Source organism: Leptotrichia sp. oral taxon 215 str. W9775 (genome assembly GCF_000469505.1).
In the GTDB taxonomy this organism is placed as follows: domain Bacteria; phylum Fusobacteriota; class Fusobacteriia; order Fusobacteriales; family Leptotrichiaceae; genus Leptotrichia_A.
The window spans coordinates 23,256-38,584 of the sequence record NZ_KI272860.1 but is presented as its reverse complement, the minus strand read 5'-3'; the positions used below and the strand labels follow the sequence as shown (position 1 = coordinate 38,584).

Annotated in this window: 13 protein-coding genes; all 13 read right to left on the bottom strand. The window is 30.9% G+C overall.

Translation table 11 applies throughout. From position 1 onward, the window contains the following. Nucleotides 1–39 precede the first annotated feature (39 nt). Nucleotides 40–1,575, bottom strand: a complete 1,536-nt coding sequence (locus tag HMPREF1984_RS07120; RefSeq protein ID WP_036100143.1) for a bifunctional ADP-dependent NAD(P)H-hydrate dehydratase/NAD(P)H-hydrate epimerase — start codon at nt 1,573–1,575, stop codon at nt 40–42. A 127-nt stretch (nt 1,576–1,702) separates the two neighbouring features. After that, nucleotides 1,703–2,230 carry a hypothetical protein gene (locus HMPREF1984_RS07115; protein ID WP_021767275.1) on the bottom strand — a complete coding sequence of 176 codons (528 nt, stop codon included), beginning with the start codon at nt 2,228–2,230 and terminating at the stop codon, nt 1,703–1,705. A 58-nt stretch (nt 2,231–2,288) separates the two neighbouring features. Then, on the bottom strand, nt 2,289–2,912 hold the full coding sequence (locus HMPREF1984_RS07110; protein WP_021767274.1) for a YdcF family protein: 624 nt from the start codon (nt 2,910–2,912) through the stop codon (nt 2,289–2,291). Nucleotides 2,913–2,935: 23 nt separating this feature from the next. Continuing rightward, nucleotides 2,936–4,825: an ABC transporter ATP-binding protein gene (locus HMPREF1984_RS07105; protein ID WP_021767273.1), complete on the bottom strand. Its 1,890-nt coding sequence runs from the start codon at nt 4,823–4,825 to the stop codon at nt 2,936–2,938. Further along, a complete protein-coding gene (locus HMPREF1984_RS07100; protein WP_021767272.1) occupies nt 4,818–6,551 on the bottom strand; it encodes an ABC transporter ATP-binding protein in 1,734 nt (577 codons plus the stop codon). Before HMPREF1984_RS07100 ends, HMPREF1984_RS07105 begins: the two co-directional genes overlap by 8 nt. A gap of 151 nt (nt 6,552–6,702) precedes the next feature. Then, nucleotides 6,703–7,437, bottom strand: coding sequence for an esterase family protein (locus HMPREF1984_RS07095; RefSeq protein ID WP_021767271.1), 735 nt, complete (start codon nt 7,435–7,437; stop codon nt 6,703–6,705). 25 nt (nt 7,438–7,462) lie between these two features. Then, the gene (locus HMPREF1984_RS07090) at nt 7,463–8,662 is read right to left on the bottom strand and encodes an acetyl-CoA carboxylase biotin carboxylase subunit family protein (RefSeq protein WP_021767270.1); all 1,200 of its coding nucleotides are present in this window, start codon (nt 8,660–8,662) and stop codon (nt 7,463–7,465) included. 102 nt (nt 8,663–8,764) lie between these two features. Next, complete coding sequence (gene serA, locus HMPREF1984_RS07085) at nt 8,765–10,357, bottom strand: phosphoglycerate dehydrogenase (RefSeq protein WP_021767269.1); 1,593 nt, start codon at nt 10,355–10,357, stop codon at nt 8,765–8,767. 363 nt (nt 10,358–10,720) lie between these two features. Then, entirely contained in the window at nt 10,721–12,052 is a 1,332-nt protein-coding gene (locus HMPREF1984_RS07080) for an FAD-dependent oxidoreductase (protein WP_036100141.1), read from the bottom strand. Between the two features lie 233 nt (nt 12,053–12,285). Next, nucleotides 12,286–13,713 carry a helix-turn-helix domain-containing protein gene (locus HMPREF1984_RS07075; RefSeq protein ID WP_021767267.1) on the bottom strand — a complete coding sequence of 476 codons (1,428 nt, stop codon included), beginning with the start codon at nt 13,711–13,713 and terminating at the stop codon, nt 12,286–12,288. 39 nt (nt 13,714–13,752) lie between these two features. After that, nucleotides 13,753–14,157 (bottom strand): hypothetical protein, encoded by a 405-nt coding sequence (locus HMPREF1984_RS07070; RefSeq protein ID WP_021767266.1) that lies wholly within the window; start codon nt 14,155–14,157, stop codon nt 13,753–13,755. Between the two features lie 17 nt (nt 14,158–14,174). Beyond that, nucleotides 14,175–14,717 carry a ClbS/DfsB family four-helix bundle protein gene (locus tag HMPREF1984_RS07065; RefSeq protein WP_021767265.1) on the bottom strand — a complete coding sequence of 181 codons (543 nt, stop codon included), beginning with the start codon at nt 14,715–14,717 and terminating at the stop codon, nt 14,175–14,177. 13 nt (nt 14,718–14,730) lie between these two features. Further along, nucleotides 14,731–15,195 carry a hypothetical protein gene (locus tag HMPREF1984_RS07060; RefSeq protein WP_021767264.1) on the bottom strand — a complete coding sequence of 155 codons (465 nt, stop codon included), beginning with the start codon at nt 15,193–15,195 and terminating at the stop codon, nt 14,731–14,733. Nucleotides 15,196–15,329: the final 134 nt, after the last annotated feature.

The window sequence follows — 15,329 nt, the reverse complement described above, 5'->3', positions numbered from 1 at the left end:
TCCTAGATTAATCATCTGCTAATTTTTATATTAAAATTGTTATATTTTATTTTTGAATATTTTTTTCATATATTTTGGAATATTTTCAACTATATGTGAAATATTTATTATATATTGCTCTTCTAAAAGGGCATCACCTATATATCCATGTAAAAAAGCCCCGATTTTAGCACTTTCCAGCAATGAATAATGCTGACCTGCAAGTGAAGAAATAATTCCTGTAAGGCCATCTCCCATTCCGCCGTTTGCCATATGAGAGTTACCGGTGCTGTTAATATATACATTTATTCCATCTGTTATTAATGTATTTTTTCCCTTTAAAAGAAGTACAACTCCATGCTCAGTCGCAAATTTTTTGCATTTATTGAAACTTTTTCTTTTATCTTCTGAGATTTCTTCAAGTGAAAAACCACTTAATCTTGAAAATTCCATAGTATGTGGGGTAAGCACTGCACGATTTTCAATTTCTTTAAATAATTCAGGATTTTCAGAAAGTAAATTCAATCCATCAGCATCTATTACAAGTTTAATCGTCTTCCCTTTTGTATTTTTCTTATATTGTAACAGTTTTTTCATAATTTGCAAAGAATTTTCAGATTTTCCTATTCCTGGTCCTATTGTAATTACATCTGAATTTATAGCCATATCCTCTATTTTTTTGAAACTGTTTTCTATATTTTTATTTTCTATTTCCAGTATCATTGATTCAGGTGAGGAAGAAATATTTCCTGAAAAAGTATTGTCATAAGTCATTAAAGTAACCAGTCCTGCTCCTGCCCTCACACATGCTTCTGAAACAATTGCAGCTGCTCCTGAAAATTCACGGCTTCCGGCAAATATTAAGACTTTTCCAAAATCACCCTTATGTGCCTCCTCTTTTCGACTGATAATTTTTTCTTTAATTAACTCTTCAGTCAGATAATATTCATTAACTAAATTATATACATTTTTTGTATTAAATCCTATATCTTCAATAAAAATTTCTCCAAAAAACTCCTTATTGGCAATATTCAGGAAAGCTTTTTTATAAGTGACAAAAGACACTGTTTTATCTGCTTTTACAGCTGTTCCTAAAACTTCACCGCTATTTCCATCAATTCCTGAAGGAATATCTATCGAATAGATAGTTCTATTATGAGAATAATCATTTATCTTTTCAATTACAGTTTTATATATCCCTTCTATATTTGAATTTAGACCTGTTCCAAATATTCCTTCAATTATAGCATCACATTCCAGAAGAAGGCTATCCAGTTTTTTTATATCGGAAAATATTTTCATATTGAGATTTTTACATATATCATAGTTTACTTGGCAATCCTTTGATAAATTTTCATTACCCAAACTGAATATATTTACATTTTTTCCAGCTGAATGGAGATGTCTGGCAATTGCATACCCGTCTCCTCCATTATTCCCTTTACCGCATATAACAAGGTAATTTTTTACGCTCATATCAATATGTTTCATAAATGAAATGGAAGCATTTTCCATGAGTACAATACTTGGAATTCCTAAATCATTTATTGCATAATTATCTATGAGTTTTGTTGTTTCATTATTTCCAATCAGCATAGTTCCTCCTTCCAGCATGTTATTCAACTGAATTTATAATAAATGATAAATTTTCTATAATAACAACAAAAAGGGGGTGCTTACATAAAAGCAGTCCCGAGTGTATATTTTGTCGTGTTATTTATTTTTAATAGACAACTTCATCTGTATACTTTACATTCATTCCGGAAAACAGGCCTATATTTTCAAAAAGCTCTTTTCCGTTAGTATTTGCATATAGAGTGTAAGTATCCTTTTTTCTGTCATATTCATATTTTCCTATTATAAAAAATTTATCTGTATTTGCTATTTTGGCATAAAATCTAACAACTTCCTTATCGGGAAGAGGTAAATTTCCAAGATTTTTTCTATCAAGAGTTTGGATAAACTTTTTATATTCTTCAAGTTTCTCATAAAACTTATATTTAAATTGATTATTAGTGGTAGTTTCATCAATATTTATGGCAACTCCTACATTTAAGTTGTAATCTTCTCCATCTATAATATAGTATGCCATTTTTAAGTCATCACTATCACAAAAGATTTCATCAGATTTTTTTTCAATCTGGATTTTCTTAATTACCCTATCGACTAAAACATCAGAATTTTGTACGAAATTACAGCTGAATGTCTGTGCTCCGATAGCAAGTAATGCTATGATCATCAGTTTTTTCATTTTTTCTTCAACTTCCCTTTTTTATTTTATTTTGTCATATTATACCATATTTTCGAGATTAATTTATATTATTTTTTTCAAAATTAAATTTAATTATTGATAGAAATTCCCTCAAATACGATTTTGGTATTGAAATAAGCGGAGTCTTTGCAGGAAGACCATAAGCTTCATATCCAAACAGTTCAGCCGTTTTCTTTGATCTGTAAAGATGATATCCATTCGTAACAATAAGTACTTTAGCTTTTTCATTAATATTTTTATTGTTAGCAACCCTGTTTTCATTTATTTTTTCAAGGCTGAATTTTAAATTTTCTATAGTACTTTTAGATTTATCTTCCTTTATAATTCTAGTTTCATCAATTCCATTTTTTATAAGTTCTCTTTTTATAGCTTCTGCTTCAGATATTTTCTCTCCTTTTCCTGTGCCTCCTGAAGCTATTACCTTTATATCTTTATGTTCTTTCAAGTATTTAGCAGCAGTTATTATTCTCTCATTTAAGGAACGGGAAGGTTTTTCGCCGTAAACCCTCCCGCCTAAAATTATAATATAATCTACCTGTCTGTCTGATTCATCCTTTCCTCCAGACAAGATTAAAAACTGCACTAAAATAAATGGTATAAAGAAAACTATAAAAATATATTTTAAAATATTTACTATTTTTCTCTTTAAATTATTTTTCACAGATATATCCTTTCTTCTCTAGTTTATTCCAGTTCAAATCCTCCAGTATAGAGCTGATAATAAGTTCCTTTCTGCTGCAGAAGCTCGTCATGGTTTCCTCTTTCAATTATTCTTCCTTGTTCCAGAACCATTATTACATCAGAATTTCTTATAGTTGAAAGTCTATGAGCTATTACAAATACTGTTCTACCCTTCATCAGTTTATCCATACCTTCCTGAACTATTTTTTCTGTTCTCGTATCTATACTTGATGTTGCTTCATCCAGTATCAGTACAGGCGGATCAGCTATGGCAGCTCTCGCTATTGAAAGGAGCTGTCTTTGCCCTTGAGATAAATTTGCCCCACCATTGCTAAGGTAAGTATCATATCCCTTAGGTAAATGCTTAATAAAGTGATGTGCATTTGCAAGTTTTGCCGCTGCACGAACTTCTTCATCAGTTGCATCAAGCTTTCCATATCTTATGTTATCAGCAACTGTTCCTGAAAATAAATGGGTATCCTGTAATACTATTCCTAATGATTTTCTTAAATCGGATTTATTTATTTTCTGGATATTTATACCGTCATATCTTATTTTACCATTCTGTATGTCATAAAATCTGTTTATAAGGTTGGTAATTGTTGTTTTTCCTGCTCCTGTTGCTCCAACAAAGGCTATTTTTTCTCCAGGTTTTGCATATAGATTTATATCATGTAATATAATTTTACTTTCATTATATCCAAAATCAACATTTTCAAAAACAACATCACCAAGAAGTCTTTCATAGGAAATTGTACCGTCTTCATGGGGATGTTTCCAAGCCCATATTCCTGTATGCTTATCAACTTCTTTTATATTTCCGTTTTCATCAATATCAGCATTTACAAGCTTTACATAACCTTCATCAAATTCAGGTTTTTCATCAAGAATCTGGAATACCCTCTGTGCTCCGGCTGCCGCCAGTAGTACTGAGTTAATCTGCATTGCAGTCTGGGATATAGGCTGATTCAAAGTTCTTGTAAACTGCAGGAAGGAAGCAAGTCCTCCAAGAGTAAATCCTCCTATATTTGAAATAGCAAGGAAAGATCCAATCGAAGCTGTAAGAACGAAATTTATATTTCCCAGGTTTCCTACAACAGGGCCTAAAATGTTCCCGTATTTGTTGGCATTATTTGAACTTTCAAAAAGCTTTTCATTTAATATATCAAATTTACTTTTTGCTTCTTCTTCATATGAAAAGACTTTAACAACTTTCTGACCTTCAAGCATTTCTTCAATATAACCGTTTACTGCTCCAATATTTACCTGCTGGTCTTTAAAATTCTTTCCGCTTTTTCCTGATATGTTTCTGGTAACACTTATAGTAAGAATAACCATAACCAAAGTGAATATTGTCAAAGGGATACTGAGGATAAACATTGAAGTTAAGACACTGACAACTGTTATTACTGCAGATATTATCTGTGCCAGACTTTCTGTTATCATATTACGCAATGTGTCTATATCACTTGAATAGACACTCATTATATCTCCATGAGCATGAGTATCAAAGTATTTAATCGGCAATTTTTCCATATGGGAAAATACATCGTCCCTAAGGTTTTTTAATGTTCCCTGGGCTGCAACTATCATAAGTCTTTCATATAAATAGGTTGAAATCATTCCTGTCAGATATGCTGCACCCATTGAAAGTATTATTTTTACAAGAGGAGCAAAATCAATATTGGGGTTTCCTATATTAGGTGTAATGTATCCGTCAATAAGCTGTTTCGTATACATTGTTCCAACAACCATACACAATGAACTTAAAAGTATAAATACTAAAACTGCAATAAAATGAAATTTATACAGTTTAAACATATATGCTATAAGACGAAGCAGGGCTTTTAGCTGTTTTCCTTTACTACCACTATTTTTATCTGGACTATTCATTGTTTTTTCCTCCTTCCTCCTGAGAATTATGTACTTCCTTATAAATATCATTTGAAATAATCAGCTCTTCATGAATTCCTATACCAGTTACTTTACCATCATCAAGTACAATAATCTTATCAGCATCCTTTACTGATGAAATTCTCTGTGCAATAATAATTTTTGTAATGTCAGGTATTTCATTCTTAAAGGCTTCCCTTATAAGCTTATCAGTCTTAGTATCCACAGCACTTGTAGAGTCATCAAGAATTAAAATTTTTGGATTTTTCAAAAGTGCCCTTGCTATACAGAGACGCTGTTTTTGGCCACCTGATACATTTGATCCTCCCTGTTCAATATAAGTATCATATTTATCAGGAAATTTCTGTATAAATTCATCTGCCTGAGCCAATTTACATGCATGTATCATTTCTTCTTCAGTGGCATTTTTGTTTCCCCACATGAGATTTTCCTTTATTGTACCTGAGAAAAGGACATTTTTCTGTAATACCATTGCTACATTATCTCTTAAAGTTTTTATGTCATAGTTTTTTACATTTTTTCCGCCAATCTTCACTTCACCTTCGAGTACATCATATAATCTCGGAATTAGTTGGACAAGTGCTGATTTTGCACTTCCTGTTCCTCCTATTATTCCTATTGTTTCCCCTTGATTAATGTGAAGATTTATGTTTTCCAGATTTAATACTTCAGGGTTGTTACTGTAGCTGAAATTTACATTTTCAAATGAAATTGAACCATCTTTTATTTCAAATACAGGATTTTCAGTATTTTTTATGCTTGGCTCCTCATTCAGAACTTCTACTATACGTTCTCCTGATGCTCTTGAGAAAGTTATTGTAACTATAACCATCGCAAACATAAGAAGACTCATAAGAATATTTGCTGTGTATGAAAATAAGCTCATCAGCTGTCCTGTTGTAAGGTTTCCGGCTACAATTTTCTTTGCACCAAACCATGAAAGCAGAATAATACACGAATACATACAGAACTGCATTGCAGGAGCTACAAATATAATAATCTTTTCTGCTTTTAGCAATGTATTTCTCAAACCATCTGTTGAATTTTTAAATTTATTTATTTCATAATTTTCTCTTACATATGCTTTTACAACTCTGACAGCATTTATATTTTCCTGAAGGTCAGAATTTATTTTGTCATATTTTTTCATTGCCTTTAAGAAAATAGGATGTACAGAAAAAATAACAACTGCCATTACAATTCCGAGAATAACTATCGCTCCAAGGAATATAACCGATAATTCCGGGTTTATATATATTGTCATCATAGTTGCAAATATAAGCATTAACGGTGCTCTTACAAGAAGTCTTAAAATCATCTGATAAGAATTCTGAATATTTGCAATATCTGTAGTAAATCTCGTAATAAGTCCGGCAGTTGAAAATTTATCTATATTTGTAAAAGAGAATTTTTGTATTTTATAAAAAACTGCTTTTCTTATATTTTTTGCAAATCCGGCAGAAGCCTTAGCTGCACATCTTCCAGCCGCAAAACCTGTAGACAGTGAAATCATGGCAATTATTAAAGTTATAAGACCTATGAAATATATATGTCCCATATTACCCTTGTTCAGTCCGTCATCTATTATAGAAGCCATTAGAAATGGAATAAGTATTTCCATCATTACTTCCACAGCAATAAACAAAGGAGATAAAAGTGAAACTTTTTTATATTCTCCTACATATGCTAATAATTTTTTTAACATTAGAACAAATCCTTTCTTATTTAAATTTAGAGAGACTATCTCAAAAAAATTAAAAAATAATGTAAAAACTATATTTATGAATTATTTATAAATATAGTTTTCATATAATTTATTTTTTAATTTTGAGACAGCCTCTCTTACTGTACTGTTATTAAAGAACTTTATCCATAAAATATCTTATCTGAAGCTGCCACCAGTTCCAGTCGTGGGCAACATCATATCCCCAGAAATCCACCCATGCCGGAACATTTTTTTCCTTCAGGATGGCATTCATTTCATGATTACTTGGCAGAAGTTCTTCTTCCCATGCTCCCTGCCCTATACAAAGTATAATTTTTTTATTTCTGTAAATATCCAAATAATAATGATCTTCAGGCATATTTCTTAAAAAATGTACCGGTGAATTATTATACACCAGATCATCCATATAATTTCCAAAGAACATGGAAGCATCAAATGCTCCACTTAACGCAATTAGGGTTTCAAATAAATCCGGTCTACGGAAAAAAGAAATTCCGGCGTGAGTTCCTCCCATGCTGCATCCTGTCACTATAAGGTCTTTTCTTCCAGTATAGTTATGAATAAATGGCACTATTTCATTTGTAATGTAGTTAAACCATTTTTCCTGCATTTCAGCCCTATATCTTGGATTTCCTTCCTTATCTGACCAGCTTTCCCTGTCAACGCTGTCTACACAGAAAAGTTGTAATCTTCCCTGCTCTATGTAATCAGATAAAGTTTCTACCATTCTAAAATTCTCATAATCTGTAAATTTTCCATCCTGTGGAGGAAATACCAGACAAGGTTTTCCAGAATGACCATATATCTTAAATTCTACTTCCCTATCTAAATACCTACTGTATTCCTTTCTATATTCTGTATGCATTATTCACTTCCTTTAATTATATTTTTTAAACAGTCTCATGAACAAATTTTATAAATTCATCCATTACTTCCTTATCTTTAAATTTAGCAGTGTACATTCTATTCCCCATAGCCGCTGAATATAAATCTGGCATTCTTTCATACATAAGAATAGCCTCTCCATACTTTTCAAGAACTTCTTCATCAGAATGCTTATAGTTCTTTTCATCACGTCTACTTACATATATGCAGAAATTTCTTTCCATATCTTCATTTAGCGAAGCATTTACAATTTTTCCATAAGTTACCATATCTGCCCATATTTGATATACATCTGTATTATTGGCATAATTGTACATGCTTGGAGTATATCCTCCTGCTGGACGCATATTTACTTCAAGTCCTATGTATTCTCCTTTTTTCCCAAGTCCTTTTCTGTCTTCCAGCAGTTTAAAAAATTCCATATGAACAAATCTGCTTTTAACTCCAAATCCTTTGATTGTACGTCTTCCAGCGTCAATCAGTTCAGGCGGAAGCTGTTTTCTTACATAGTAATATAAATCAAGCCCTTCATTTACAATATCCATGATTGTCGGCTCCCAAGTGATTCCTGTTTCAAAAATAGGATTCCCCTCAGCGTCAACTATCGCATCATAAGATACAAGATCTCCGAAAACATACTGTTCCATAATATATGGAACAGACGGAACATTTTTATAGAATTCTTTCAGTTCCTGTTCGTTTCTTATTCTGTAAGTATTACTTGCTCCTACTCCATTATCCGGTTTTACTACAACAGGATATCCAACTTTTTTTATAAATTTTTCTGCTTCTTCTAAAGTCGAAACCATGTGATATGCCGCAGTAGAAATTCCTCCCTTTTCATAAGAGCTTTTCATTGCTGACTTTTCTTTAATATTGTGTATTTTATCAGTTTTAATTCCTGTAGTTATGTTAAAATCAGTACGCAATTTTGCATCCTGTTCAAGCCAGTATTCATTATTAGATTCCAGCCAGTCTATTTTCCCATATTTAAAGGTAAAATATCCAACAGCTTTTAAAACTTCATCATAATTTTCCAGAGAAGATACTTTATAGTACTCTGTCAATGCATTTTTCAATTTTTCATCAAGTTCATTATATTCAACATCTGCAATCCCCAATACAGTTACCCCATTTTGTTTCAGTCTATCACAGAATTCCCAGTTTGTTTTTGGGAAATGTGGTGAAATATAAACAAAATTCATATTCTTTCATCTCCTTCTTAATACTTTTCGCGTTACTGTTAGCAAATTATAGCACAAATTAGAAGTTTTTTGAAGAAATCTTTTTCTTTAAAAAAGCTCTTTCTATATTGTTAAATCTAAATAATATGCCCATTTTATCTGACTAAGTCTTTTCAGTTCTTCCAGAGATTCCTTACTTACTTCGCTGTCTACAGTAAGCAGCATAATGGCACTGTTTTCACGTCTTCCTACATTCATCGTTGCAATATTTATATTTTCCTTACCTAAGGTTGCCCCTACAGCTCCGATAACTCCTGGAACATCATCATTTCCAAGATATATCATACTGTCAGAAATTGCCATATCCATATTGTAGTTTTTCAAGCTTATAATTCTTTCCTCGTTATTCATTCCAATTGTACCGACAACATTAACTTTCTTTCCATCTTCGTTATTTATAATAAATTCAATTGCTGAAGAATAATTTTCATATTTATGATCTTTTTTATTTATTGAAATATTAATTCCTCTCTTTTCAGCAAGAGATTTTGAATTGATATAGTTTACCTCTTCCTTCAATACAGGTTCCAGAATTCCTTTTATTGCAGTTGAATCTACAAGTGCAGTTTCCTGCTCTGCAATTTCTCCATAATAGTTAATTGCAATATTTGTAATTGGGGCCTTTTCAATCTGGAAATAAATTTTCCCCAGCTTTTCAGCAAGATTTATGAAAGGCTTTACTATAAGGAACTCTTCTCTTCCTATTGATGGCAGGTTTACAGCTGTTTCAACTATTTCGCCACGAAGTCCATTCAGAACCTGTCTTACCACTTGTGTTCCAACATTTCTCTGAGCTTCATAAGTTGTTGCCCCTATATGTGGTGTAGCAATTGCATTTTCAAATTCATACAATATACATTCAGAACGTGGTTCTACAGTATGCACATCATATCCAAAACTTGCAATTTTACCACTTTTTAGTCCTTCAGCCACAGCCTCTTCATTGAAAAGTCCTCCACGTGCAGCATTTACAAGTCTAACACCATCTTTTAACTTATGAAGGTTTTCAGCATTTATCATATTCAATGTCTCCTTTGTTTTTGGAGTATGAATTGTTATAATATCAGATTTTTCAAGTAATTCATCTAAAGTTTCTGCTTTTTTACAACCATTTCTCTTGAAAATTTCATCTGAAATATACGGATCATAAGCAATAAGTTCCATTCCAAATGCTTTCATTCGCTTCGCCATAAGGCTTCCTATTCTTCCAAGTCCAATAATACCAAGTGTCTTTTCAAAAAGCTCACTTCCTACAAAAATTTCTCTTTCCCATTTTCCACTTTTTATATAGTTATTTGCAGCCACAATATTTCTAGCTGATGCAATCATAAGGCCAATTGCGATTTCACAGGCTGAAACAGTATTGCTGTCAGGTGTGTTTGCAACTATTACCCCATGTGCAGTTGCCTCAGGAATGTTTATATTGTCTGTTCCATTTCCTGCACGCCCTACAATTTTAAGTTTTTTTGCCTTATCCAGCAGTTCCTTGTCAACCTTTATAACACTTCTTACAATAAGGGCATCGTATTCATGAATAATATTCAGAATTTCTTCCCTTGAAATTCCCACCTTCACATCTACTTCTACATTTTCTGATTTCAGCAATCCTGCAATAGCCTCATCATCAATGTATTCTCCTACTAATACTTTATACATAATTTTCTCCTCCCTTATTCCAGAAATATTTATTATCTAATATATTAACATAATTTAATTTTCAATTCAATATAGAGAAAGTATATTTTGATATAGGAAAAGTTCTATAAAATTATATATTTAATTAAAAAAAGAGCTATCTCAAAAAATTGAAAAATAGTGTAAAAACTATATTTATGAATTATTTAGAATTTTACAATACAAAACAGGAATGAATTTAGAAAAAGTCAACAACCTGAATTTTCAGGTGAATTTTGACTTTTTCTTTATGAATGACTGTTTTGTATAAGTGAAATTTTAGTAAATGAATAAATATGTTTTTTGTATTTTTTCAAAATTTGAGATAGCCTTAAATTAAATATATTATTTTAATGCATTTAATCCTGCCACGTTTATAAAGTTCCAAGGCTTGTTATAATGTGGCTGGAAGAAGAAATCAACAAATGCTAAATCATCTATTGTCATTCCATTTTGAATGCATACAGATAGAGTGTTTATTGACTGAGTTAAATCCATTTTAGAATTTAACTGTGCCCCTAAAATTTTTCTGCTGTTCTTGTCAAATACCACTTTAAGCATTACTTCTTCATATGTAGGCATAAATTCAGGTCTGTAATTATCTACAGCTATAACTGATTCTACTTCAATTCCTTCTGCTTTAGCCGTTTCTTCTGTAATACCTGTTGCCGCCATATTATTTTCATATATTTTTATTCCTGACGTTCCTTGAGTTCCAGGATGTCTGAATTTATTTTCAGATAAGTTCAGTGCAGCCAAAGTTCCCATTCTTACTGCATTTGTTGCAAGAGGGATATATATATGAGTGTTAAGGGCATTTGAGTATACTGAACAGCAGTCTCCTGCAGCCATTACATCTTTATCGCTTGTTCTCATATATTCGTCAACTTTTATAGCCCCATTAGGCAGCATGTCAAGCTGTCCTTCAAAAAGTGATGTAGCAGGTGCAAATCCTACACACATTATTACCATGTCTGCATCATATTCATTTTTATCTGTAATCACTTTTTTTACATTTCCATTTTCTCCTTCAAATTTTACAACTTTTTCTCCGGTAGCAATTACAATTCCTCTGTCTTTAAATGCTTTTTCAGCAATTTCAGTATATTCCTTATCAAAATATCTGCTTAATATTCTTTCTTCTGCATCTACAAGTACAACTTCTTTTCCATTATCTCTAAATGCTTCAACAAGTTCCACTCCGATATATCCTGCCCCAACTACTACTACTTTTTTAGCATTTTTCCCTTTTTCAATTATCTCATTTGAATGGTTATAATTTTTACAAAGGAGAATATTATTCATTTCTATTCCTTCAATTGGAGGAATTATTGGCCATGAACCTGATGTTACAATTAATTTATCAAATGTTTCATCAAATTCTTCCCCAGTTTCTAAATTAGCCACATGAATCTTTTTGCCTTTTATGTCAACATTTTTTACATCGTGTCTCATTTTTGTATTAACATTTAATTCTCTCAATTTTTCCGGTGAACAGTAAAATAATCCTTGAGGGTCTTTTACTACACCACCAACATACAGTGCAATTCCACATGAAAGGAAGGAAATGTTGTCATTTCTTTCAAACACTGTTATTTCCACATCTGGATTTACCTTTTTCAGATTTAGTATTGCTGCCGTTCCAGCATGAGTACATCCAACTACTACTACTTTCATAATTCTTTTCTCTCCTCTATCTTTTATAAGCGTTTTTACTCCTATTATGTTGAATAAGAATAATTTCACGTGTAAGTATACTATATTTTTCACAAAATGTAAATACAAATAAATAAAAAATTAATATTTTTTACTGGCATCTTTCACAAAAAAATAGGAACCTAATATGGCTCCCATTGAAGTTAATTTAAAAATCCTAAATCATCATCTTCTTGTGATTAAATTTAAGAGTATTATTCTTCTAATTTCCAATATCCATTATTTCCACTGCCTATATATTTTAAATTATTTATTTCCTTCATGTATCTTTCTATCGTTTTTTTACTTACTCCAAGTTCATCAGCAATAGTTTGTCTTGTTATTTTATTATTCAATCTTATTTTTTCTTTAATAATAGTAATAATTTTTTCTTTATCGTGGGCGACACCGTGAACGACATTATGAGCGACACCGTGAACGACATTTTCTCCACCAACTTTTTGTGTTGCAATTTTCTTTAATGGTATAATCGTTCTAAATGTATTTCCTTCCTCAAAAATTGGAGTTGCTCCAGAATAAAGTTGTGTATATTTATAAGTGTTTCTCATACCTGAACCAAGTTCATCAGCAATTCCTATTTCTCTAAAAACCTTAGATATTGAGGGATTTTTAGGAAATGGTTCGAATTTCTGCAAATCTAAAATTCCCGTACCATGAGATAAATTACTATTTTCAATAATAATTTTTTCATCATCAATAATCATTTTTGCAGGAAATCCACTTGAATAATCTCTGTGAGCTAATGTATTTGAAATTATTTCTCTTAATATTCTATCTCTTGCATTAACATTGACAATTCCATCTAAAACAAATAATTCATTTAAATGTTTTTGACCAAAACTAATAAGTCTATCATAACTATCAATCAAATTTGTAATTACAATATCTCTGTCATCATATCTGTCTTTGTTTTCTACTCTAAATATTGCATCAGTTTTATGTTGTGACAAAACAGACATAATTGAATTATCTTTTCCAAATAATAAAATTGCAGCTAAAGTAATTCCTTCCTTATTTGTTTCGGGATCAATCAAAACTAAATTAGCACTTCTCAAAAGTTCTTCATCATTCATATTTCTCCATAAATGATTTTGATTTCTTGAAATAGCCATTTTTCGTGCTTTTTCAATTACAGATGCCTCTAAACAATTTATATCAAGATTTGGATACACCTTGTTTACAAAATAAGTACTTTGTTTCCTGGAATACATTTTATATACAAATTCTGAATTATTTGTAATGTTTATATCTCCTTCATATGACCTATCCCATATTTTTCCATTATGCCTACATACTTGATATTCTTCAGGAACTCTAATATAAATAATAGTTTTTCCGTTTATATTAACTGGAATAGGTGTCAAATACAAGGGTGGATAAATCTTTTGAGAATTATTAACAGAAGTAGTAAACTCTTTTATTATTTTATCAATTTTATCCTCATTTACTCCGATAATAATTCTTTCATCGCTGACTCCTAATAATATATGTCCTCCATTTCTATTATTAAAAGAACAGACAGAATCATAAATATCTTTTGGTAAAGCATTACTTGATTCTTTAAATTCTACATCTATTTTTTCTCCATTTTGAATTAACTTCATTATCTCTTCTAATTTCATTAATTTTCTCCCCCCACTTTAAATGATTGATAAATAAATTTACCAGCTAAACTCTTCAATTACCTTTTTGATCTTACTAGATACAGATTCATCTTCTTTAATTTCTTTAATTAAAAGTGCAAATTTACTATGCAAAGGATTATCTTCATCAATATAACAGCGATGAAGCATCCATATATTGTGCATAGTAGGACTTTTTCGGACAGATTTAAGCAATAATTCCTCATATCCCTTTTTATAAAATTTCTCTACAAAATGTACTAAATCTCCCGGTATTCCAAAATCTATATCTGGATTGGATTCAATAATTTCCAGAATAGGAGCAACTAATTCAAAAGGATTAGGATATTCAAGCATAGCTTTCATAACTTTATCTTCAATATAATATTCTTCATAAGGATTTATCCCTTTTTGTAATAAGATAATTATCTCGTTTTTATCCATAATATCTTTCCCTTTTCCTATTTTAATCTGCAATTTTTCTGATGGGCCTTAATTTTCTTGATAGCCCAGTCATAATGACTTGAAGTTCCACTCACAAAATATGAGCCAAGCACACTCCCTCCAACCCATTTATATACATCTTTTGAAAACAATTCTTCGTTTGTAAATGTATCGACTAGCTCTAAAACTTCTTTATGTGATTGCTTTAGCATTTCTTTTGCTTCCTCTAAGTTTGTATTCTGATGTTTTTTCCAAAACTCAACATTCAAATTACCATAAGTTTTCCAGTTATATGGTTTAGGAATAAACGGCTTTTCTTCTCCATTCTGATTAGAATTTACCCAATTTAAAATTAGCTGGTGCCATTCATAGAGATGAATTAATATATCTCTTAAATTTTTATCTCTTTTCCAATGTGCTTCCTTCTTCTTTTCATCCTTTGAAAAATCAAAAGGTGTATTCAATTCTTCGTCAGACATGTTGGAAATCAGTATATTCAGTTTCTCATAATTTTCTTTAGCAGTCACCATTAAATCCTCTTTTGTTTTTGGTCTTGGCATAATAAATTTATCCTTATAATCCCTTTTTAAAGAACTTCTTAAATTCTGAAACTTCTTCAGAAGACTGAGTGATAGAAACTGAATATGAAGCTCCTTTAACTATACCTGGCTGATATGTCATAGGTACAAACTGGAATGAAATTTCAGGATTGGCTACCATACAGTATCCCAATGTAGATTTTGTCTGACTTTCATTTCTTTTATTGAATACGTAAGCTTCACCATATTCCTTTAATTCTGAATCAACAGGAATAACTACAACTTCTCCTTCTTTATATCCCACAATAAAATTACTATGTTTTGTAATCTTAACAATAATAGCGTTAGTAAGGTTTTCCATATGACAATAAATTAATTTATAATCATCACCATTTGCAACACATTCATTGAATATTTCCCTCATTCTTGCCTTGTTTTTTTTGTTCTCCTCGTCAGTAGCTCCTAAAAATGCTTTTTTTACTAAATCTTTAAGTCCCATGTTTTTTTCTCCTTTTCTTTTTTTATATAAATTTAATTGTAAACAAAATATTAAAATTTGTTAAGAAATGATTTCTAAAATTATTTAAATCTTGGCTATTTTTATAAAATACAGCTTATTATATCACATTTCAG

What these genes read in the sequence shown, in the direction of transcription:
- HMPREF1984_RS07120 (WP_036100143.1), bottom strand. Translation starts at nt 1,575, where the DNA reads ATGCTGATTGGAAATAATGAAACAACAAAACTCATAGATAATTATGCA.
- HMPREF1984_RS07115 (WP_021767275.1), bottom strand. Translation starts at nt 2,230, where the DNA reads ATGAAAAAACTGATGATCATAGCATTACTTGCTATCGGAGCACAGACA.
- HMPREF1984_RS07105 (WP_021767273.1), bottom strand. Translation starts at nt 4,825, where the DNA reads ATGAATAGTCCAGATAAAAATAGTGGTAGTAAAGGAAAACAGCTAAAA.
- HMPREF1984_RS07100 (WP_021767272.1), bottom strand. Translation starts at nt 6,551, where the DNA reads ATGTTAAAAAAATTATTAGCATATGTAGGAGAATATAAAAAAGTTTCA.
- HMPREF1984_RS07095 (WP_021767271.1), bottom strand. Translation starts at nt 7,437, where the DNA reads ATGCATACAGAATATAGAAAGGAATACAGTAGGTATTTAGATAGGGAA.
- HMPREF1984_RS07090 (WP_021767270.1), bottom strand. Translation starts at nt 8,662, where the DNA reads ATGAATTTTGTTTATATTTCACCACATTTCCCAAAAACAAACTGGGAA.
- serA (WP_021767269.1), bottom strand. Translation starts at nt 10,357, where the DNA reads ATGTATAAAGTATTAGTAGGAGAATACATTGATGATGAGGCTATTGCA.
- HMPREF1984_RS07080 (WP_036100141.1), bottom strand. Translation starts at nt 12,052, where the DNA reads ATGAAAGTAGTAGTAGTTGGATGTACTCATGCTGGAACGGCAGCAATA.
- HMPREF1984_RS07075 (WP_021767267.1), bottom strand. Translation starts at nt 13,713, where the DNA reads ATGAAATTAGAAGAGATAATGAAGTTAATTCAAAATGGAGAAAAAATA.
- HMPREF1984_RS07070 (WP_021767266.1), bottom strand. Translation starts at nt 14,157, where the DNA reads ATGGATAAAAACGAGATAATTATCTTATTACAAAAAGGGATAAATCCT.
- HMPREF1984_RS07065 (WP_021767265.1), bottom strand. Translation starts at nt 14,717, where the DNA reads ATGCCAAGACCAAAAACAAAAGAGGATTTAATGGTGACTGCTAAAGAA.
- HMPREF1984_RS07060 (WP_021767264.1), bottom strand. Translation starts at nt 15,195, where the DNA reads ATGGGACTTAAAGATTTAGTAAAAAAAGCATTTTTAGGAGCTACTGAC.